16 protein-coding genes are annotated in these 20782 nt (G+C 64.5%); 11 read left to right on the top strand and 5 right to left on the bottom strand.

Annotation, left to right across the window (positions count from 1 at the left end):
- Positions 1 to 34 precede the first annotated feature (34 nt).
- The 7 genes from rlmN to der all read left to right on the top strand — a co-directional run bounded on the left by rlmN (position 35) and on the right by der (position 7923).
- Complete coding sequence (rlmN, locus tag ACS8Y6_RS09740) at positions 35 to 1222, top strand: 23S rRNA (adenine(2503)-C(2))-methyltransferase RlmN (RefSeq protein WP_440850271.1); 1188 nt, start codon at positions 35 to 37, stop codon at positions 1220 to 1222.
- Positions 1219 to 1974 (top strand): type IV pilus biogenesis/stability protein PilW, encoded by a 756-nt coding sequence (gene pilW / locus ACS8Y6_RS09735; protein WP_440850272.1) that lies wholly within the window; start codon positions 1219 to 1221, stop codon positions 1972 to 1974. Before rlmN ends, pilW begins: the two co-directional genes overlap by 4 nt.
- Complete coding sequence (locus tag ACS8Y6_RS09730) at positions 1971 to 3197, top strand: helix-turn-helix domain-containing protein (protein WP_440850273.1); 1227 nt, start codon at positions 1971 to 1973, stop codon at positions 3195 to 3197. The genes pilW and ACS8Y6_RS09730 overlap by 4 nt, the downstream gene beginning before the upstream one ends.
- 196 nt (positions 3198 to 3393) lie before the next feature.
- On the top strand, positions 3394 to 4677 hold the full coding sequence (gene hisS, locus ACS8Y6_RS09725) for a histidine--tRNA ligase (RefSeq protein ID WP_440850274.1): 1284 nt from the start codon (positions 3394 to 3396) through the stop codon (positions 4675 to 4677).
- A 37-nt stretch (positions 4678 to 4714) separates the two neighbouring features.
- Positions 4715 to 5389 carry a YfgM family protein gene (locus tag ACS8Y6_RS09720; RefSeq protein ID WP_440850275.1) on the top strand — a complete coding sequence of 225 codons (675 nt, stop codon included), beginning with the start codon at positions 4715 to 4717 and terminating at the stop codon, positions 5387 to 5389.
- Positions 5386 to 6558, top strand: a complete 1173-nt coding sequence (gene bamB / locus ACS8Y6_RS09715) for an outer membrane protein assembly factor BamB (protein ID WP_440850276.1) — start codon at positions 5386 to 5388, stop codon at positions 6556 to 6558. The genes ACS8Y6_RS09720 and bamB overlap by 4 nt, the downstream gene beginning before the upstream one ends.
- Before the next feature lie 3 nt (positions 6559 to 6561).
- On the top strand, positions 6562 to 7923 hold the full coding sequence (der, locus tag ACS8Y6_RS09710) for a ribosome biogenesis GTPase Der (RefSeq protein WP_440850277.1): 1362 nt from the start codon (positions 6562 to 6564) through the stop codon (positions 7921 to 7923).
- A 146-nt stretch (positions 7924 to 8069) separates the two neighbouring features.
- Here the strand turns inward: der and ACS8Y6_RS09705 are convergent, their stop codons facing one another.
- Both ACS8Y6_RS09705 and xseA read right to left on the bottom strand, forming a co-directional pair.
- Positions 8070 to 9197 carry an SH3 domain-containing protein gene (locus tag ACS8Y6_RS09705; RefSeq protein ID WP_440850278.1) on the bottom strand — a complete coding sequence of 376 codons (1128 nt, stop codon included), beginning with the start codon at positions 9195 to 9197 and terminating at the stop codon, positions 8070 to 8072.
- Between the two features lie 58 nt (positions 9198 to 9255).
- On the bottom strand, positions 9256 to 10635 hold the full coding sequence (xseA, locus tag ACS8Y6_RS09700; protein WP_440855458.1) for an exodeoxyribonuclease VII large subunit: 1380 nt from the start codon (positions 10633 to 10635) through the stop codon (positions 9256 to 9258).
- A 177-nt stretch (positions 10636 to 10812) separates the two neighbouring features.
- On the opposite strand from xseA, the gene guaB reads away from it, so the two are divergent.
- The 4 genes from guaB to ACS8Y6_RS09680 all read left to right on the top strand — a co-directional run bounded on the left by guaB (position 10813) and on the right by ACS8Y6_RS09680 (position 15251).
- On the top strand, positions 10813 to 12279 hold the full coding sequence (gene guaB / locus ACS8Y6_RS09695; protein WP_440850314.1) for an IMP dehydrogenase: 1467 nt from the start codon (positions 10813 to 10815) through the stop codon (positions 12277 to 12279).
- Between the two features lie 545 nt (positions 12280 to 12824).
- Complete coding sequence (gene guaA, locus ACS8Y6_RS09690; protein ID WP_440855457.1) at positions 12825 to 14402, top strand: glutamine-hydrolyzing GMP synthase; 1578 nt, start codon at positions 12825 to 12827, stop codon at positions 14400 to 14402.
- Positions 14403 to 14455: 53 nt separating this feature from the next.
- Entirely contained in the window at positions 14456 to 14713 is a 258-nt protein-coding gene (locus tag ACS8Y6_RS09685; protein WP_440850282.1) for a hypothetical protein, read from the top strand.
- Between the two features lie 16 nt (positions 14714 to 14729).
- Positions 14730 to 15251 (top strand): helix-turn-helix transcriptional regulator, encoded by a 522-nt coding sequence (locus ACS8Y6_RS09680; protein ID WP_440850315.1) that lies wholly within the window; start codon positions 14730 to 14732, stop codon positions 15249 to 15251.
- A 410-nt stretch (positions 15252 to 15661) separates the two neighbouring features.
- Here ACS8Y6_RS09680 and ACS8Y6_RS09675 read toward each other — a convergent pair whose 3' ends face one another.
- The 3 genes from ACS8Y6_RS09675 to ACS8Y6_RS09665 all read right to left on the bottom strand — a co-directional run bounded on the left by ACS8Y6_RS09675 (position 15662) and on the right by ACS8Y6_RS09665 (position 20070).
- A complete protein-coding gene (locus tag ACS8Y6_RS09675) occupies positions 15662 to 16738 on the bottom strand; it encodes an SGNH/GDSL hydrolase family protein (protein ID WP_440855456.1) in 1077 nt (358 codons plus the stop codon).
- Positions 16739 to 17431: 693 nt separating this feature from the next.
- Entirely contained in the window at positions 17432 to 18820 is a 1389-nt protein-coding gene (locus tag ACS8Y6_RS09670; RefSeq protein WP_440850285.1) for an O-antigen ligase family protein, read from the bottom strand.
- The gene (locus tag ACS8Y6_RS09665; protein WP_440850286.1) at positions 18817 to 20070 is read right to left on the bottom strand and encodes a glycosyltransferase; all 1254 of its coding nucleotides are present in this window, start codon (positions 20068 to 20070) and stop codon (positions 18817 to 18819) included. The genes ACS8Y6_RS09670 and ACS8Y6_RS09665 overlap by 4 nt, the downstream gene beginning before the upstream one ends.
- Between the last annotated feature and the right edge of the window lie 712 nt (positions 20071 to 20782).

Genomic DNA, 20782 nt, shown 5'->3' with positions numbered 1-20782 from the left:
GCGCCGAACCGAAGCCTATCCGGACCGATTCGCCATGACGAATGCCGACAGCGACAACCTGACCCCGACCCGAACCAGCGCGACCGCCAGCGGTACGCGTGTCAATCTGTTCGGCCTCGACCGGGAGGCCATGTCGGCGTTTTTCAAGCAGCATGGTGAATCGGCATTTCGGGCAAAGCAGGTCATGCAGTGGATCTATGCCCGCGGCGTGACCGATTTCGCGGCCATGACCGACCTGTCCAAGAAACTGCGGGAACGCCTGCCAGAGATCGCGGAGATCCGGCCGCCGGCCCGTATTCGCGAACAGGCCAGCCGCGACGGTACGCGCAAGTGGCTGCTCGCGGTCACCGAGGACATGGATCCGGATAACGCCATCGAGGCGGTCTATATTCCCGAGGCCGATCGCGCGACGCTGTGCATCTCGTCGCAGATCGGCTGCGCGCTGGACTGTTCCTTCTGCGCTACCGGCAAGCAGGGGCTGAACCGGAATCTGACCACGGCCGAAATCGTCGGTCAGGTCTGGATGGCCGAACATGACCTGCGTGCCCAGGGCAAGGTGCACGGCGAACGCGCGCTGTCGAACATCGTCTTCATGGGCATGGGCGAGCCGCTGGCCAACTACCGCGCGGTGGTGCCGGCGATCCGTATCCTGCTCGACGACTACGGCTTCGGCCTGTCCAAGCGGCGGGTGACGGTGTCGACCTCCGGCATGGTGCCGTTCATGGACCGGCTGCGTGCCGAGGTGGACGTGGCTCTGGCGGTATCGCTGCATGCGCCGACCGATGCGCTACGCGACGAGTTGGTGCCGATCAACCGCAAGTATCCGCTCGACGAGCTGATGGCGGCCTGCGATCGCTACGTCGAGGGCAAGGAGCGCCGGGCCCACGTGGTCTATGAATACGTGCTGCTGGCCGGCGTCAACGACCAGCCCGAGCATGCCCGCAATCTGGTCCGGCTGCTCGGTAACCGGCAGGCCAAGGTCAACCTCATTCCCTTCAATCCATTCGACGGTTCGGGCTACGAGCGCCCGCCCGAGGCGAGCATCCGCGCCTTCCAGGATGCGCTGCATGCCCGGGGGCTGCGCACCACCGTGCGGCGAACGCGCGGCGACGATATCGACGCCGCCTGCGGGCAGCTCGTCGGCCGCGTGCGCAGCAAGCAGAAACGGCATTTCCGCGACGTGCCGATTCGTGTCGAATCCCGGCCGGCTCCGCGCGTATGAGCCGACGTCTGGTTGCGCTGGTCGCTCCGGTTGTGCTGGCGGCGCTGCTGTCGGCGGCCGGTTGTGCGACGGACGGCGGCGTCAATCGCCAGGACGCGGCCGCGGCGAATGCCAACGTGGGTGCCAACTTTTTGCACAAGGGGCAGAACGACCGCGCTCGACAGGCCTTTCAAAAGGCACTGCAATACGACGCCGATAACTTCACCGCCAATTGGGGCATGGCGGTCGTGAGCGAGCGGCTCGACGAGCCGGCTCGGGCGAAACGGTATTTCAAGAAGACGCTGTCGATAAGGCCGGCGGCCGAGGTTTACAACAGCTACGCTGCCTTTCTCTGTGAGCAAGGCAAGACCGATCAGGGCCTGGCTAATTTCAAGCGCGCACTGAATGCCGGGAGTTCGGGCGATCGCGCTGACAGCCTGGCCAACGCCGGCCTGTGCCTGTACCGGGCGAAGCGCACGAAACAGGCTGCCCAATATTTCCGTCGCGCACTCAAGGCCGATCCGAAACAGGCGACAGCCCTGACGCATCTGGCCTCAATCGAATACCATGCGCAGAATTACTTGAGCGCGCGCGCGTTCATCGAACGCGCCGACGCTGCGACCAAGCTCGATGCCGCCCAGCTGTTGCTGGCCGCGCGTATCGAACTGGCGCTGCACGACCGGTCCGCCGCGGCGGCCTATCTCAAGCGCCACAATGCGAACAAGCCGACGGCAAGCCGATCGCTGAGCCAACTGGAGTCATCGCGTCAATGAACGCAACGCACGACGATCAATTCGATGAACCAAAAGAGCCGGGCCTGGCCCCGCGCGCCGAGGACGAAGCGGCGTCGCCGGGCCTGACGCGCAACAAGTCCGAGGGCCTCACCCCGGGCGAAATTCTGCGTGAGGGGCGTCTCGCACACGATTACACCGTCGCGGATCTCTGTGCGCAGACCCGGCTCAGCCGCCACACGATCGATGCGCTCGAGGAGAACGATTTCCAGGCGTTGTCGCAGCCGGTGTTCGCGCGCGGCTACTATCGCCAGTGCGCCAAGGTCCTCGATCTGAACGTCGATCGGCTGATGGCGGCCTATACGGCGCTGGTGGGCGAGGCAGCGCCGAAGCCGCGGCTCGATCACCGCTCGGTTGGCGCCGGCATTATTCCGCAGGATGTGACCCCGGGTGGCGGCTTCCGCTTCCGGGGGCTGTTGATTCTTGCGCTCATCGTTGTGGCCGTGGTCGCGGCGGTCGTGTTCGTGCTGCCGTCCACTGGCGTGCCGGGCGCGATCACCGGCAACAGCAGCAGTGGCAATGCCGTTCAGCCCAGTCAGCCCAATCAAAGCGCGAAATCCTTCGAGTTCAATTCATCCAGTTCATCGAACAGCACTGGCGGCAGCGGCGCGCCCAGCAGCGAACCCACGACCAGCAGCCCCAGTGTCAGCAGTGCCGGCACCAGTAGAACCAACAGTACGGGTGGGGGTAGCAGCAGTAACGCCAGCAAAGCCGGCGGCGGCACGAACAGTCAAGGCGCCGTTGCGACAGGGGCCGACAACAGCATCACGCCCAGCGTGGTTGGCGGTAACAGCGGCTCGTCGCGTACCGGCAAGCAGCCCGGCGGGCGCAACGTCAATCAGTCGCTTGGCCTCACCACCACGCCGAGCCCGGCGGGTGATAATTCAACCGCGTCGGGCGCCGAGCCAGCGCAGCAGAACGCGCCACCGGCCGTGCCGCCCAACCGTCTCGTGCTCAAGTTCAGCAAGCGGTCGTGGGTGCGCGTGACCGATGCCAACGGTGATCGCATGGCATCGGGCATCTTCCAGTCCGGTGATACCAAGGAATTCAACGGCACACCGCCGTACAAGATCACGCTCGGCTATGCGCCCGGGGTGAAAGTGACCATCGGTGGGCAGCCGGTGGACGTCGCCGGACATACCAGCGGGGGCGGTATCGCGCACCTGACGGTCAACGCGGCGAGCAGCGGCAACGGCAACGGCTAGTGTGGCCTCACGTCGATTCGCGCGATGGATTTCGCGCGGTTTTGTCCTGTCGGGCGACGCGCGTCGATCGTGCCTTTCCGCGAATAAGGCCAATGGCCGCAACGGGGCATGGCGACCAAAAGCGCCGGAACAGGGTGATGAATAGGCGTCACGGGACACAGGCGCCCGGGCTGTACAGTCACGATAGAAGGGTTCGATGAGTCAGCGTATTCAATCGATCCGCGGCATGCAGGATGTGCTGCCCGCGGAAAACGCGTTGTGGCACACGCTGGAACGCACGGCGGCCGATGTGTTCGCGGCCTACGGCTACGAACAGATCCGGTTGCCGATCATGGAACGGACCGGTCTGTTCGAGCGGGGCGTCGGTGAAGTAACCGACATCGTCGAGAAGGAGCTCTATACCTTCGACGACCGCGGTGGCGAATCCATGTCGCTGCGGCCGGAGGGCACGGCGGGCGCGGTGCGCGCCGGGATCCAGCACGGTCTGCTGCATAATGCCACGCAGCGCCTGTGGTACGTCGGGCCGATGTTTCGCTACGAGCGGCCGCAGAAGGGGCGCCAGCGCCAGTTCCATCAGTTCGGTGTAGAGGCCTTCGGTCAGGCCGGGCCGGATGTGGATATCGAGCAGATCGCGATGTCGTCGCGACTTTTCAGTCGTCTTGGCATCACCGGCCTGCGGCTCGAGATCAATACGCTCGGCACCCCGGCCGAGCGGGCGACGTATCGCGATGCGCTGCATGCGTATTTCAGCGCCCATCACGAAACGCTCGATGCCGACAGCAAGCGCCGCCTGGACCGGAACCCGCTGCGTATTCTCGACAGCAAGAACCCGGAGATGGCCGCGCTCATCGCGGCCGCACCGGCGTTGACCGATTATCTCGGCCCGGAATCGGCCGCGCATTTCCAGGGACTGTGCGACGGCATCGCTGCGCTCGGCATCGACTACAGCATCAATCCGCGTCTGGTCCGCGGCCTGGATTACTACACGCGCACCGTGTTCGAGTGGCTCACCGATGATCTCGGCGCCCAGAACGCCGTGTGCTCGGGTGGTCGTTTCGATGGTCTGGTGGCCCAGCTCGGCGGTTCGGATACGCCGGCGACCGGTTTTGCCATGGGCGTCGAACGCGTGGTCGCGTTGATGGAGGCGCAGGGCGTTGCACTCGACGATGTGGCGCCGCAGGCCTATCTGGTCCACACCGGCGACGCGGCCAGCGCGCGGGTGCCGGCGTTGGCCGAACGCCTGCGCGATGCGCTGCCCGAGTTGCGACTGCGCGTGCATGCAGGGGGCGGCAGCTTCAAGTCGCAGTTCAAGAAGGCGGACAAGAGCGGGGCCCGTCTGGCGCTGGTGTTCGGTGACGACGAGGCTGCCAACGATACACTCCAGATCAAACCGCTGACCGACGACCGGGAACAGGAAACAGTGGGGCTCGCCGAGGCGCCGGCACGTATCGCCGCGCTGCTGGCCGATGCGCGCGGCTGACGCGACAGTCGACGGAACGAAACGACAAAGGACGGGAATGGCGGACTACGACGACAACGAAGAGCTGGCGAGCCTGACGCGCTGGTGGTCCAGGAACGGGACGGCCGCGATCATCGGTGTGCTCATCGGGCTGCTTGCGATTGGTGGCTGGTACGCCTGGGGCTGGTACAGCAATCGTCAGGATGCCCATGCGGCCGACATGTACGCCCAGGTCCAGCACGGCATCAGCACCGACAATGTCACCGCTGGCGTCGACAATCTCGTGTCGACGCTCGAGAGCGATTACAGCGGCACGCCCTATGCCGGCGCCGCGGCCCTGGCCATGGCCGCCTACCAGGTCCATCAGGACAAGCTCGACAAGGCCGCCGCCCAGCTCGACTGGGCGATGAAAAATGCCAAGGGCGAGGGCATCCGCCAGATCGCCGCGGTGCGCAAGGCGCGCGTGCTCTGGGCCGAGAACAAGCCCGATGCGGCGCTCAAGTTATTGAAACAGGATCATCCGGCATCGTTTGATTCGCTCTATGCCGAGCTGGCCGGCGATATCCATGCAGCGCAGGGCGATCGCAAGGCGGCGCATGCGGCCTACAAGAAGGCGCTGGCGAAGCTGCCGCCCGATGCGTCGCGGCACATGCTCGAGCAGAAACTCCATCAGAATGCACCGGCGTCGGCCGCCGGTGACACGCCGACCGATTCGAAGAAGTCCGACTCATGAACAATTATCGACGCAAGCTCGCCTGCCTGACGCCGCTGCTGATCGCGGTCACGGTCGGCCTGACCGCCTGTGGCGGCGGTGCCACCATCAACCAGCCGAAACCGCTCACCAAACTGCCGAACCCGGCCTTCCGGATGCAGGTGCTCTGGCATGCCAACGGCGGCAGCGGCGCCGGCAAGGACGAAGGCGGCTTCGTGCCCGCGGTGGCGAACGGTCGGGTGTATGTAGCGAACAGCAACGGCGAAGTCGTGGCGCTGAAGCTGGCCAACGGGCACCGCGTGTGGCATGTCGATACCCATGAACACCTCATTTCCGGTCCGTCCGTGGTTGACGGCACGTTGCTGGTCGGCACCCGCAACGGCGAGGTTATCGCGCTGTCCGCCGATGACGGCAGCAAGGACTGGAGCGCCGATCTGTCGAGCGAGGTGATCGCGGCCCCGGCCGGCACCGCCAATCTGGTGGTTGCGCGTACGGTCGACGGGCATGTCGCCGCGCTGGACATGGCCACCGGCGACCGGCTCTGGACCATCGAGGGCAGCGTACCGAACCTGACCATGCGCGGCACGGCCTCGCCGGTCATTCAGGGCAACACGGTCTACGTCGGCATGGACAGCGGCAAGGTCCAGGCGCTGGATCTGGCCACCGGTGAACAGCGTTGGGAGCAGACCGTGGCGCTGCCGGAAGGCCGCTCGGAACTCGACCGTATCGTCGACGTCGACGCCAATCCGTTGATCGACGGCAACAGTGTCTACGCGATCAGCGCGGGCGACGCGCTGGTGTCCATGAATATTCATGGTGGCGGGATTCGCTGGAAGCACAAGATCGCCTCGGAAAACAATCTGGCGGTCGACGGCAGCAACGTCTATGCCACCGACATGAACAGCGTGGTCTGGGCCGTGTCGCAGGCCAACGGCGAATCGGTGTGGAAGCAGGACGCGCTCAAATACCGCAAGCTCTCGGCACCGGCCGTCGTCGATGGGCATGTACTGGTCGGCGACTATGCGGGCTATCTGCACTGGCTGTCGCCGAACGACGGGTCCGTCGAGGGGCGCGGCCGCCCGTTTGACCAGGCGATCCGCGCGCAGCCGGTCGTGGTCGGAGACCGGGCGATCGTGCTCGGCGCCGACGGCGAGGTCGCCGCCGTGCGCTTTGCCTCCAGCGGTAGTTGATCCGTGGCGGACAGCGGGGCCGTTCTTCCGGTCATCGCACTGGTCGGCCGGCCGAACGTCGGCAAGTCGACCCTGTTCAATCGGCTGACGCGATCCCGGGATGCCCTGGTGGCGGACCAGCCCGGGGTCACGCGGGACCGGCAGTACGGCTATGCCACGCATGCCGGCCGGCGCTTCATCGTGGTCGATACCGGCGGCATCGGCCAGGATGACGAGGATATCGACACGCGAGCGCTGGCCCAGACCGATGCGGCGCTGGCGGAGGCCGATGCGGTGCTACTGGTGGTGGATTGCCGCCAGGGGCTGATGGCCGGCGATCGGGCGATCGCCGAGCGCCTGCGGCGCAACGGCCAGCAGGTCATCGTGGTGGTGAACAAGAGCGAAGGCCAGGCCAACGTCACGGCCAACGCCGAATTCCATGCGCTGGGGCTGGGCGAGCCGTGGGCGATCTCGGCCGAGCATGGCGATCGGGTCAATCTGCTGCTGGAACGGGTGTTCGCCGATCTGCCCGAGCCGCGTGCTGCGGTGCGCGCCCACCGCCCCGATGCCATCCGCATCGCGCTGCTGGGCCGGCCGAATGCCGGCAAGTCCACACTGGTCAACCGGCTGGTGGGCGACGAGCGCATGCTCACGCAGGACGCGCCGGGGACCACGCGCGACGCCGTGGCCAGCGAATTCTTTTTCGACGACAAGCCGTATGTCATCGTCGACACGGCGGGTGTGCGGCGTCGTTCGAAGGTCGACGACGGCATCGAGAAGCTGAGTGTGATCAAGGCCATGCAGGCGGCCGAACAGGCCCAGGTCGTGGTGCTCATGCTGGATGCGCGGGCCGGGCTGTCGACCCAGGATATCCGCCTGCTCAATCTGGCGATCGAGCGTGGCCGGGCGGCCGTAATCGTGCTCAACAAGTGGGACGGCCTGTCGCCGGATGAGCGTGCGAAACTGCATGCGAAGGTCGTTGAGCGCATGGGCGCGTTCGACTATCTGCCCTTGTTGTTCGTTTCCGCCTTGCACGGCTCCGGGCTGCGCGATCTGCTCGATGCCGTACAGGCCTCGTACCGGGCAGCCTTCGCCGAACTGTCAACGCCGCAGGTCTCACGCGCGCTGGAAGACGCCGTGGCGGCCCACGCGCCGCCGGCCGTCCACGGGCGCCGTATCAAGCTGCGCTTCGCCCATCAGGGCGGGCGCAATCCGCCCAAGATCGTGATCCACGGCAACCAGACGCAGCGGCTGTCGGCCGAATACAAGCGTTATCTGGTGCGCCGCTTCCGGGCGCACTTCAACCTGTTCGGCACGCCGATACAACTGGTGTTCAAGAACAGCGACAACCCCTACGTCGACAAGCCGCGCGCGCAACGCCGCTAGGCGCCGCGGCCTGCGAGCCGCGATGCCCGGCGTGTTCGTTGTCGCGTTGACGCAGCACCCGCGCGGGTCGAGCCGGCGGACGCTACCGGGACGGGTGGCAGGCGGGGGCATTCATGTGCTGGCCGCCGCCGCGCCCGTCCGGCATGTCAATGCTTGAGCAAGAAGTTGGCTACCCAGCCTTTGCGGCCGTCGCCGAACCGCACATAACGCCAGCCATGATCCTTTTTCAATATCGCGACCGGGTCGCCCTGCCGCGCCTGCAACAGCACCTTGGAGTGTGTGCTCGGCCGGCTGCGAATATTGACCACCTTGCCCGCGATCCTGGCCTGCGGGGCTCCTGAGGCCGCCTGCTGAGCGGTCGTCGAACTGGCGGATCCGGCGCCCGCCGCCGTATTCTTCGCCGCGCTCGTGCTGTTCGATGCGGCGGTCGCGGAGGTCTTGCCGGCGGCGTTGCTGCCGTGATCCGCGCGGCTGTTGGTGCTGCCCGCCGAAGCGCTCGCGCACTGGCCAAACACGCTCTTGAACCAGCCGCACTGGCTGGCGTGCGCGCTGCCCGCGGTACCGCCGGTATGGATGTTGGAATATTCCGACGCCGTGCGGGTGTTATAGGGCTCGGTATGGCCGTCGGCGAACACCAGGTGTGGCGACATCTTTTGCGGTTTGACCTTGAGCGGGCCCTCGGCGATACGGGTGCTCTGGGCCTTCGGCATGGTGGTGGGCTTCTTGCCATCGATCGTGAACTGCCAGACTTCCACCTGCAGGGTATCGCCCTTGCGCTTCCAGCCGACCACCAGGCCGTTGTCGTTGTAGGTGTAGTACAGACGGCGGATCTGCATCCAGATCATCGCGTCGTCCATGTTTTCGAAGTTGCGATAGCCCTCTTCATAACGCAGCTTGGAGATGCCATGGGCGGGCTTCCAGACCTTGGGTGTGCCGTCGAAGTACAGCCCCTTGGCCGACTCACCGGCGAAGCGTTTTTGGCGTGGCTTGGCGATCACCCCGCGTCGCAGGCCGTCCCAGTCGAACACACGGCGCAGGCCGGGACCGGCCTCGATCTTGATATGGCCTTCGGCGGTGTCGGCCACCACCTGCGTGCCCGGCTTGAGTACGGCCTTGTTGACGCTTGGCACGTCGCCGGCGGGCTTGGGAATTGGCGGCGGCTGCGGTGTGGACAGCTTTGGGCCCGTCGCGCAGCCGGTGGCCGCCAGCGCGCCGATCAGCGCGGTCGCGGCGAATGTCAGGCGCAGGCAGGCATGGTGCGGCGTACTCGTCATAACGATGTCGGGACCCCTTGGGTTTCAGCGTAACGGCCGGATGCGATGCGCCGGCCGTTCAATCGCGGTTGTTGTGTTCCTTCAGGCCGGCCCGCTCATGGCGGGCGCGAACCTCGCAGTCCAGTCGCCCCCGTGCCAGATCGATCGCGACGGTTTCGCCTACGGCCACGGTCGAAGCGTCGCGCAGAACATCGCCCTGCGCGTCGCGAGCTATAGCATAACCACGTTCCAGCGTCTGTAGGGGACTGACACTATGCAGTGCCCGCACCGCCGAACCGAGCCGGCGCTGCGCGGTCTCGAGCCGACGGATACCCGTGCGCTCAAGACGTTGCGACAGGCCGTCGAGCGCGTGTTCGGCCTGTGTCAGGCGGCGGGCCGGCGTGGCCCGGTGCAAGCGGTCTGCGACTAATTGCAGATGTCGTCGATGCGCGCTCATTTGCCCCTGCGCGATGCGCGCAAGCCGCAACTCCGCCTCGTCCAGCCGCTGGGCCGCCGTTTCCAGCCGTCGGCGTGGGCGCTGGCGCGCCAGGCGCTGTTCCAGACCGGCCAGGCGTTGGCGCGCCTCGGCCAGCCGCGCGTTGATGCGCTGCTGCAGCCGCGCGCTGGCTTGTGGCAGCTGCGCCGCGCGCGCGGCCATGTCCGGGCACACCAGCTCGGCCGCCGCCGAGGGCGTCGCCGCACGCACATCGGCGGCGAGATCGGCGATGGTCACATCCACCTCGTGGCCCACGCCCGAGACCACCGGAATCGGGCAGGCCACGATCGCGCGGGCGACGGTTTCATCGTTGAACGCCCAAAGATCCTCCAGCGAGCCGCCGCCGCGTACGAGCAGGATTACGTCGCAATCCGCCCGTTGCCCGGCGCGGCCCAAGGCCGCCACGATCGCGGGCGGCGCGGCCTCGCCCTGAACCGGCACCGGATAGACGCGCAGCGCGCCGAGCGGATAACGCCGCGACACCACCGACAGCACGTCGCGAATCGCCGCGCCCGTGGCCGAGGTAATCACGCCGATGCGGGCGGGGGCGCCGGGCAGGGCGCGTTTGCGCTCGACCGCGAACAGGCCCTCGGCGTCCAGTCGCGCACGCAGCGCTTCGAAGGCGCGTTGCAGCGTGCCGGCGCCGGCATCCTCGGCGTGCTCGACGATCAACTGGTAGTCGCCGCGTGCGGCATACAAGCTCACGCGCGCGCGAACGCGAATCTGCACGCCGTTGTCGAGCGCCACGCGCAGCAGCCGTGCCTTGTTGCGGAACAGCGCACAGCGCACCTGCGCCTCGCCGTCCTTGAGCGAAAAGTACACATGCCCCGAGCGCGGCCGCGCCAGGTTGGAGATCTCGCCCTCGACCCAAAGCAGGCCGAAACTCTGCTCCAGCAGGTCGCGGGCCGCGCGGTTGAGTTCGCTGACGGTGAATACGATGGGGCCGGAATCGGCTGCGGTCATGTGCGGTTTGGCCTGTCTGAATGCGCGGTACGTCGGGATGAGTGCGGGCGCGGATAGTCGCCGCGGCAATCGCCTAGTGAACCAAGGCGCGCGAGCTTGTATAATCCGCGGTCTTTGCGGCGGCCACAACGCGCATCCGGCGCAAACAGGCCGCTCACCGCTGGCGAGCCTATGACCCTGAGAATCAGTGAGCAAGCGCTGACGTTCGACGACGTCCTGCTGCAACCCGCGTATTCCGACGTGCTGCCGCGTCAGGTCGATCTGTCGACCCGGCTCACGCGCGGCATCACCCTCAACATTCCGCTGGTCTCCGCCGCCATGGACACGGTCACCGAGGCCGGGCTGGCGATCGCACTGGCGCAGGAGGGGGGCATCGGCATCATCCACAAGTCGATGTCGGGCGAGAAACAGGCGCAGCACGTGCGCACGGTCAAGAAATATGAATCCGGCGTTATTTCCGACCCGATCACCGTCGGTCCGAACGCCACCATCCGCGAAGTGCTGGATCTCACGCGCGCGCAAGGCATCTCGGGCGTGCCGGTGGTCGATAACGGCGCACCGGTGGGCATTGTCACCAGCCGCGATCTGCGTTTCGAGACCCGTTTCGATGCGCCGGTTACGTCGGTGATGACGCCGCGCGAGAAGCTGATTACGGTGCACGAGGGCGCCGATCGCGAGGAAATTCTCGGCCTGTTTCATGCCCATCGCATCGAAAAGGTGCTGGTGGTCAACGGTGACTTCGCGCTGCGCGGCATGATCACCGTCAAGGACATTCAGAAGTCCAGCGATTTCCCCAATGCCTGCAAGGACGCCGCCGGCAGCCTGCGTGTGGGCGCGGCCGTCGGCCCGGGCCCGGATGCCTTCGAGCGCGTACAGGCGCTGGTCAACGCCGGTGTGGACGTGGTCGTGGTCGATACCGCGCATGGCCATTCCTCCGGGGTGCTCGATACCGTCCGCGAACTCAAGACACGCTTTCCCGAGCTGCAGCTCATCGGCGGCAACGTCGGCACGGCCGAGGGCGCGCGGGCGCTGGTCGATGCCGGCGTGGACGCAGTCAAGGTCGGTATCGGCCCGGGCTCTATCTGTACCACCCGCATCGTGGCCGGCATCGGCGTGCCGCAAATCTCGGCCGTGGCCAACGTGGTTGCCGAACTGTCGAGCACCGACGTGCCGGTAATCGCCGACGGCGGCATCCGCTTCTCGGGCGATGTGGCCAAAGCGCTCGTCGCCGGCGCTGATGCGGTGATGATCGGCGGCATGTTCGCCGGCACCGAAGAGGCGCCCGGCGAAATCGAGCTCTACCAGGGCCGTTCGTTCAAGGCCTACCGCGGCATGGGCTCGCTGGGCGCGATGAGCGGCAGCCAGGGCAGCGCCGACCGCTACTTCCAGGACCCCTCCGAGGAAATCCAGAAGCTCGTGCCGGAAGGCATCGAAGGCCGCGTGCCCTACAAGGGCCCGCTCGGCGGCATTGTGCACCAGCTCATCGGCGGCCTGCGCGCGGCCATGGGTTACACCGGCTGCCACAACATCGCCGAAATGCGCACCAAGCCCACGTTCGTGCAAATCACCTCCGCCGGCATGAAGGAATCGCACGTCCATGACGTGAACATCACCAAGGAAGCGCCGAACTACCGCGTCGACTAAAGCGTGCTCGGTGTTGTTTGAATGCGAAAAGCGCAGGTCTGGTTGGTCTGCGCTTTTCTTGTTTGGGAGAAGCGTATTTGTTTATCCGCAGATTGCGCAGATGACACAGATTTTAAGACAGAAAAAAATTGACCAATTGAATGAGGGCGTAGAGGACATAGCGGCCGGTGATAGCCGCAATATCAGATCGTTGCGTAGGTCGGATTAGGTGCTTGCACCGTAATCCGACAGCTGGGCGAAGGCATTGTTTTCACGATTGACAGACCGAATAAAGGTTTGTCTACACCCTCAACGGGTTTTTGGATCAAGTGTGTCGGAGCCCTCGATGCCAGCAGCGCCCCAATTTCACAACGCCAAGAAAGCCCAACCGCCATCTGCGTGAATCTGCGTAGATCTGCGGACAAATGTCTTAACAGAACAAACCGCCAAACCAGACAGCGCCCGCAGCCATCTACAACACGAAAGCCTAACCGCCAAAATCTGCGCCATCTGCGAAATCTGCGGATAGCCGGCCTTAAAGAACCAACACCGAGCTTGGAACGAAGATGACCCAGGATATCCACGCCGAGAAAATTCTCATTCTCGACTTCGGCAGTCAGTACACCCAGCTCATCGCGCGGCGCGTGCGCGAGGCCAATGTCTACTGCGAGATCTACGCCTGGGACGTGGCCGACCACTACGTCCGCGATTTCGCGCCCAACGGCATCATCCTCTCTGGTGGGCCGGAATCGGTCACGGTGGACGAGGGCCCGCGCGCGCCGGATGCCGTCTGGGAACTCGGCGTGCCGGTGCTCGGCATCTGCTACGGCATGCAGACCATGGCCGCCCAGCTCGGCGGCGAAGTGGAAACTTCCAGCCACAAGGAATTCGGCTACGCCCAGGTCCGCGCCCGCGGCCACTCCAAGCTGTTCCACGACATCGAAGACCACGTCAACGAAGAAGGCCACGGCCTGCTCGACGTCTGGATGAGCCACGGCGACCGCGTCAAGGAACTGCCGGAAGGCTTCAAGCGCATCGCCAACACCGACGGCGCGCCGCTGGCCGGCATGGCCGATGAAGAGCGTGGCTACTACGGCATCCAGTTCCACCCGGAAGTCACCCATACGCCGCAGGGCAAGCGCATCCTCTCGCGCTTCGTGCACGACATCTGCGGCTGCGGCGCGCTCTGGACGAGCAAACACATCATTGAAGACCTGATAGAGCGCATCCGCGAACAAGTCGGCGACCAGCGCGTGCTGCTCGGCCTGTCCGGCGGGGTGGATAGTTCAGTGACGGCCGCTCTCATCCATGAAGCGATCGGCGAAAACCTAATCTGCGTATTCGTCGATAACGGCCTGCTGCGCCTCAATGAAGGCGACGAAGTCATGGCCACCTTCGCCGAGCACAAGGGCCTGAACGTCATCCGCGCCGATGCCGAAGACGAATTCCTCGCCAAGCTCGAAGGTGTGGCCGACCCGGAGGCCAAGCGCAAGATCATCGGCAACACCTTCATCGAAGTCTTCGACGCCCACGCCGCCGAACTCACCAATATCGACTGGCTCGCCCAGGGCACCATCTACCCGGACGTCATCGAATCCGCGGGTTCGGCCACCGGCAAGGCCCACGTCATCAAGAGCCACCACAACGTCGGCGGCCTGCCGGAAGACATGAAGCTCGGCCTCGTCGAGCCGCTACGTGAACTGTTCAAGGACGAAGTCCGCGAACTCGGCCTGGCCCTCGGCCTGCCGCGCGACATGCTCATGCGCCACCCGTTCCCCGGTCCGGGCCTGGGCGTGCGCATTCTCAGCGAAGTGAAGAAGGAATACGCCGACAAACTCCGCGCCGCCGACGCCATCTTCATCCAGGAACTGCGCGACTCCGGCTGGTACGACAAAGTCAGCCAGGCCTTCGCCGTCTATCTGCCGGTCTCCAGCGTCGGGGTCACCGGCGACGGCCGCCGCTACGAACACGTCATCGCACTTAGAGCGGTCGAGACCATCGACTTCATGACCGCCAAGTGGGCGGAGCTGCCGTATGAACTGCTCGGACGCGTGTCGACCCGGATCGTGAATGAAGTGGACGGGATTTCCCGGGTGGTCTACGACGTGACCGGGAAGCCGCCGGGGACGATTGAGTGGGAGTAGGGTAGTTGTCAGTTGACAACTAGCTTAGTTAAGAGAACAATCGATCTCGACGCATGGCGCGCGACTTCAAGCATCCAAGCAAGGCCATTGAGCAGGCCATAGCGCATGCCGAAAGCTACGGTTGGCGGGTCGAAAAAAGCCGCGGTCATGCGTGGGGCCGATTGTTCTGCCCGCACAACGATGCCGAGTGTCGCTGCGGCGAGTTCTGTATCACGAGCATCTGGAGTACGCCGAAAAATCCCGAAGCCCACGCCCGCCAGATTCGCCGCGTCGTCGATAAATGCACCGGCGGATCGGGCGAGTCGAACTGATTCGGTGGAGATCGCCATGGAATACATCTTCACGCTGAAATACCGCCTGCACGATTACGACGGCAACGATCAGGCGCTTCTCGATCGCTTGTTCGAGGCGGGCTGTGATGATGCGTTGCCCGGTATCGGGCAGACCGGCCGGCTCGCCCTGGAATTCTCTCGCGAAGCCGAAAGCGGTCAGCAAGCCCTGGAAAGCGCGATCGCTGACGTGCGACGCGCGCTCGATCATGCCGAGTTGATAGAAGTGCTGCCGGATTACGTCGGGCTCACCGATATCGCCGATCACGTCGGGATGTCGCGGCAGAACCTGCGAAAGATCGCTGTGAATCACGCCGCGACCTTTCCGGCCGCTGTCCATGAAGGCAATCCGTCGCTCTGGCATTTGGCGGATGTCTTACGCTGGCTCCACGAGCAGGGCTATGCGGTGGATGCGTCGACGCTTGAGATCAGCGCCGTGGCGCGGGAGTTCAATATCGCGATGCAGGCGCGGCGTTTGCCGGCTGATCGGTCAGGTGAGCTTGAGGCTTTGATGGCCTGAGTGCCGCTGGCGGCTGATTAAGGACTGTAAACGGGGATGGAAATCGTGGTCTGTCCCGATTTTGTCCCACGATTTTGTCCCCCGAGCAGATCACCGGTGGCAACAGTGCCGAGGCGCTGCTGGCGCGCATCCAGGAAGCGCGCGCCGCGCAGGCGCCGAAAAACGCACAAGGGAAAAGACCAAGGCATGACCCAAGCAGACGCGACCCGGCCCACGGCCCGGCAGTGGCTCCGCTACTGGCGCAACTCACTGGCGGATGCCGAGAGTGGCCGCGGAGCATTGACCAAAAAGGTGTTGGGGCAGACCGACTATCTCGACAGAACGGTCTACCGCGATGGCCGCCTGCCGTTGGATCACCCGGTTCTCCAGCAGCTGTTGGAAGCGCGAACGCGACATGACCGCCTTCCTCCTCAGCTCACGACTGTCGCTCGGCGCCGGCAAAGCAGCAGCATGCCGATCACTCCGGCGAGAAGCAGTGTGGCGCTGTTGGGTTCGGCGACCGCCCGCGCAGACAGCGCGGCAGCGGCCGCATCGGCGATGATCTGGTGTGCTGCCGCGGTCGGGTGCAGTCCGTCCCAGAACAGGTACTGGCTGGGGTCGCTACATACGCTACCTGGAGCCGCCGAGGTGAAATTGCCGGTCCAGCACGGGTCGGTCACATTGGTGAAGTCATAGGCCGCCGGATCGGCGACGGCTTGGTCCAACGCGCTGAAGGTGTCGACCTGGGTCAGCGCGAAGCCATCAGCCTGCGCGAGGGCATTCAGCGCCTGGGACAGGCTGGCGTTGAAGTCGGCCGTTAAAGATCGGATCAGCGCCAGCTTTGCCGCGTCATTACCGGTGGCCGCAATGGCGTTCGGCGTTTTGCTCAGGTCTGGTACGTTCAGCGCGAGCAGATTCTGCATGCCGTCACCGGCCAGGTCGTTGACGAAGTTGCTGATGTTGGCGATCGCCTGACTGATATCTGTATTGATCTGCAACGGCTGGATAGGGCCGCTGAGTGCGCTGGACATCAGCGCATCGAGATCGTTGGCGCCGATCCAAAGGGTGTAAAGTGCGCCCGTTTTGGCGTTGGCGCCGTTGTGGGTCACGCTATCGAATGTGGTCCGTTGTGCAGGCAGGTCGGTCAGCAGATTTGCGGGATAGTTCGGGTTGGATGAGTTGTAAGGGTTAGCGTTGGTCGGCCCGGTTTGCGCACCGCCGAAGGCGAAGTCGTTGCCGCCGGTAATGCTTGGCGTAACCGCTCCGAGACCGAGCGACGCCGCGAGATCCTGCACCCATACATTACCGTTGGTGAAGCGTCCGTTCGAATAGGGCGGGGAGATCGGCTCGGACCCAGCGGTCACGGTATACACGTTGCCGGCGTCGGAGAGGCTGTCGCCGAACACATAGAGGCCGGTGTAGCCCGGACCGACGGTGCTGCCGCCAGTCAGAACGGTCGCGGCGGCCGAGGCCGCGCCCAGATAACCAACAAACACCAGCGCAGACATTGCGCTCCGGACGACAGTAAGCATGACCTGGCCTCTTCGAGACGGGATAGCGCTTACATGAAGCAATCCGTGGGCCATATTTTTTTGCCTGAAAAAACAAAGGCCTGCACTAAGTGGCAAAGTTTGTCGTGTATTGAGTGGAAGAAAAGCCGACACATGGCGAACAGTGCTACACGGCTGCACTTGCGAGGCATATTGCTCGGAACGTCACTCTGTGACATCCGTTCCACTCTCGGCGGAGACGCCCGTTATTAACCCGGCATCAAAACAGCTGACTTGATCAGCTGTTTTCAACGCCTTCAAAAATAAAAGCCGGCGCCTATCCGTCTTTTATTTTCAAAGGCTTCGCGGCCAATGGCCGCGGCGAGCACGCGGTCGCATGCTCGCGCTATTAATCCGAAAAATCATCTGTTTTTGTGCCGGGTTAATAGTGCATGATCACTTCTGTAATGTGGTCAGGGCCGGAAAGGTGACAGGCCACCCGATATCCTGTCGCTGGATTTGTTCGCGCAAACGACGAAAGGAGAAAACGAATGGCCTGTCACACACAGCATAGCGAAGCCGAGTCAGCCGCCCAACTGATCGCCGAACGCGGGCTGGGCGCCAACTGATGCCCGAGATTCCTGCGAGCGCGTCCGGGTAGGGCGCCGCTCATTGGGTGTTCGACCCACGCGCTCCGCCTCTTGCCATGCGCTAATCCGGAGCGGTCGCGGTGTGAGATCGGTCGGGCGGCGGCGCGTGCTGCGGTTTCAGACTTTTCAGCGTATAGCCGTACATCAATCCCATAAGCAGGATGCTGTAGAAGGCATAAGGTTTATGCGTGAGACGGAAATCCGTTACGTTGGTTAGCGCCGCGAGCAGGCCGGAAGAGATCAGGAACAGGCCAATATCTAAGGGCACATCGCCGCGCCGCCAGGCACGCCATAGGCCGCGGATCAGGAAAAACGCCAGCAATCCGGCCAAACCGAAACCAACGACGCCGAATCGGACCAGTGTTTCCAGATAACCGTCATGCAGATGATCATAATAGCGGTGGGCCGCGTCAGGCGTTCGCGGCGCGTCGGGCCGCATGGTCGTGGCCTCGAAACCGGGACCCCACCCCCACACCGGGTGTTCCAGCCAGATTCGGCTGCCGAACCGATAGATCCGCACGCGTTGCCCGAGCGAGGTTTTGGGGACTTTATTGATTTTTAAACTGGATATGGCCCGAACTGTTTCGCTGGTCTTGTGAAAGCGAGCGACGATCGGCCCCCGATTCGCCATGGCCAGCGCGACCACGCCGATCAAGATGGCCACGGCCATGCCCAGGCCGCGCCGGCGCTGCGCCGGATCCGCAGTCCGCCAGAGCTTGATCAACCCCATGCCGGGCAGAATGATAACCAGCGACAGCAGCACTGCCCGCGACTGGGTCAAAAACAGCATTTCGCCCATGATCGAGGCCAGGGCCAACCAAGCTATTGTCCGTGGCCACCTGTACCGACCCGGCCACATCACCCGCCCGGCAAAGGCCAGCCAACCGATCAACAGGGTGCCGAGATAAAGTGCAGACGAGAGGAATGGCAGGCCCCAGTGCGCTCGGCCGCTGTCCAGCCAGGCCTGCGCGATGGCCGGCCAGTTGGACCGAAGTGCCATACCCAGCAGCGAACCCACCATAGCCACGGCCAGCACCCGTCGTATACGTCGGCTGTCGCCGCGACTATACAGGGCCACCAGCGGGAACAGCGGTAAAAGCATCCAGTCCGTCAAACTGTGGTAGTTGGCGTCTGCCATTGCCGGCTGTTGCCAGGCGCCCACCACCGCTCGGAGCACGACATAAAAGCTCAAGACGAGCGTGGCCCACGCCACATCGCTGCCTGCCAGCGTCGCTCGAAACCGCCGCCAGCCGGCAATCGCGGCGAGCAGCATCAATAACAGACCCACCAGCGCCGTCGTCTTGTTCGCAATCTGGAAAAAGGCGAGCAGATATAATCCGAATACACCGACCATCTCTGGGACACGTTGGCCAAGTGTCTCGGCAGGCGCAGGCGGCAGCACTGATTTCCCGGATACGGCAGCGTCCGGATGGTTGCGAAACCAGCTCATTGTATTTTCCGCTCTACGACGTCTGCTGGCGGCGATCGGCGATCGTAGCGAGGCCACAGTCCGCAGATCAGTGTCTCGTACCGATCCACCGATTTCTCCACCGAAAAATCGGCCGCGCGCTTTTCCATCAGAGCCTTGTCCGGGGGCGAATCCAGTGTCTGTTCGATCGCGGCACTCAGGCCGGCAATATCATCAACGGCAACCAGCCGACCGTAGCGGCCATGGCCGAGCACCTCCGCCGGTCCGCTCGGGCAATCCGTGGCCACCACCGGGCAACCGCTGGCCAGCGCTTCGATCAATGCATAAGGCAATCCTTCTAATCGCGAGGCCGAAACGAGCATTGCGCTACGGGCCATGAAGGCGGCCGGGTGATCCACCCAGCCCATGAAAGCGATATCGTCGGCCAGCCCGGCCTGCGCGGCCCGGGCCTCAAGATGAGAGCGCTCGGCCCCATCGCCGAGAATCGCCAGCCGCACGGTTCGTCGCCGACGCACGCACGCGAAGGCATCGATGAGCACATCGAAGCCCTTCTGCGGGTGCAGCCGGCCGACAGCCACGATAACCGGCGTGTCGGCCTCGCCGAACCAGGGATGGTCGACCGGGCGGCGCATGCCGTCCAGCAAGGTCGAATCGACCACGGGATTATGGATGGTCTGAACCGCATGCATTGGCAGGTCGACGGCCTTTTCGAATGACCGGGCCAAGGCCGCGGAAACCGCGACGCGCGCGTCTGCACGCGCATGAATCCTTCCCACCATACGGGCCGTAACCGATCGCCTGGCCGCACGCGAGCCATCGCCCGGGCAAGGACGGTGCCAACTGTCCGAATGTTCCACGGTGACGATGCGGGTATGCGTGCTTGCGAGCGCCCGGGCACGGACAGCGGACACGGCGCATTGCCACAGATTCGCGATCAGTACGTCCGGCTGCCGCTGCTGCAGATATCGCGTCAGGCTGGCTACCGAGCGTATCTGGCGCGTCGCGCCTTTTCCCTCCAGACAGGCCCGGGCCAGCCACCCGGCGTCCCTCGGAAAGGCACGCAATGCATCGACCAACCCCCGGGCCGACGAGGACTTGGTCAATGGAAAAGTATGGACCCCGTGCGGCACAAGCGCGAGCCGACTCGGATCGAGGCGGGCCACGACCATATCGACCGTGTAGCCACGGGCAACCAGTGCGGTTGCCAACACCCGTGTGAACGACCAGACGCCGCCAGCATCAATATTAGCGCTGTATAAGGCAATTCGCATGCCGGAATATCTCGTTTTCTTGTCGCTCTAAAAATGTCGGCCAGCCGATACCGGGCCGATCCCGAATAAGCTTGCGCAACGTCTGCCCCATGGCCGCTGCGGTTGCCGGCTTCCGGCCCGATAAGCCCGGACGCCTGACGGGCACCAGAACGCGGCCCGTCCATGCGTGGAATTGTGCACGCCAGGCCCCGTTTAGCCCGAACGTTGTACCAATCTGCGCGGCAGCGACAAAAATTCGAGTAGCTGAGTCCGCGCCCAGCCTTTATCCATGGTTCCGCGTTAGTTCGACAGCAGTGCGCAGGCGCGATTGCAACAGGCGGCGTATCCGGCTGGCGCGTAACGGCCGCCGACCAGCCGGCGGCGAAGTATACGTGATGGCTAACGATTCGACGACGGACGAGACACGTGGGTTCGGGGCTGCGCACGGCCCTGCGGCGCGGCGCTCGCCACTTGTTGCGACCGGTTGTTGCGACCGGCGGGGGAAGCCGAGTTGCAAGCTTTTGCAGAAGGCGATGCCGATCATCGGTTGCCGGATGGCCGGCGCACCGCAGTGCGCAACGGCTGCCACCCCGCGCATGATCCGTAGCAAGATCGGCGCGGCGCGCCGGGCCAGGACCCCGGATCGCTCAGGCGCCGTCCCGCGGGGTCACTCGGCTCGGGGCTGTTGCCGCCGTATCGCCGCCACTGCACGTGCTCGATCGAGGTGCGGCGG

This window comes from Salinisphaera sp. RV14 (assembly GCF_052044135.1).
Taxonomy (GTDB): Bacteria; Pseudomonadota; Gammaproteobacteria; order Nevskiales; family Salinisphaeraceae; genus Salinisphaera.
The sequence above is the reverse complement of the archived record's forward strand: the minus strand, read 5'-3'. Positions and strand labels throughout refer to the sequence as shown.

Bases quoted from the DNA above. Each gene is read 5' to 3' on its own strand.
- guaA (WP_440855457.1), top strand. From the start codon at position 12,825: ATGACCCAGGATATCCACGCCGAGAAAATTCTCATTCTCGACTTCGGC.
- ACS8Y6_RS09675 (WP_440855456.1), bottom strand. From the start codon at position 16,738: ATGTCTGCGCTGGTGTTTGTTGGTTATCTGGGCGCGGCCTCGGCCGCC.
- ACS8Y6_RS09730 (WP_440850273.1), top strand. From the start codon at position 1,971: ATGAACGCAACGCACGACGATCAATTCGATGAACCAAAAGAGCCGGGC.
- rlmN (WP_440850271.1), top strand. From the start codon at position 35: ATGACGAATGCCGACAGCGACAACCTGACCCCGACCCGAACCAGCGCG.
- ACS8Y6_RS09680 (WP_440850315.1), top strand. From the start codon at position 14,730: ATGGAATACATCTTCACGCTGAAATACCGCCTGCACGATTACGACGGC.
- hisS (WP_440850274.1), top strand. From the start codon at position 3,394: ATGAGTCAGCGTATTCAATCGATCCGCGGCATGCAGGATGTGCTGCCC.
- xseA (WP_440855458.1), bottom strand. From the start codon at position 10,635: ATGACCGCAGCCGATTCCGGCCCCATCGTATTCACCGTCAGCGAACTC.
- pilW (WP_440850272.1), top strand. From the start codon at position 1,219: ATGAGCCGACGTCTGGTTGCGCTGGTCGCTCCGGTTGTGCTGGCGGCG.
- ACS8Y6_RS09705 (WP_440850278.1), bottom strand. From the start codon at position 9,197: ATGACGAGTACGCCGCACCATGCCTGCCTGCGCCTGACATTCGCCGCG.
- ACS8Y6_RS09665 (WP_440850286.1), bottom strand. From the start codon at position 20,070: ATGCGAATTGCCTTATACAGCGCTAATATTGATGCTGGCGGCGTCTGG.
- bamB (WP_440850276.1), top strand. From the start codon at position 5,386: ATGAACAATTATCGACGCAAGCTCGCCTGCCTGACGCCGCTGCTGATC.
- ACS8Y6_RS09720 (WP_440850275.1), top strand. From the start codon at position 4,715: ATGGCGGACTACGACGACAACGAAGAGCTGGCGAGCCTGACGCGCTGG.
- ACS8Y6_RS09685 (WP_440850282.1), top strand. From the start codon at position 14,456: ATGGCGCGCGACTTCAAGCATCCAAGCAAGGCCATTGAGCAGGCCATA.
- ACS8Y6_RS09670 (WP_440850285.1), bottom strand. From the start codon at position 18,820: ATGAGCTGGTTTCGCAACCATCCGGACGCTGCCGTATCCGGGAAATCA.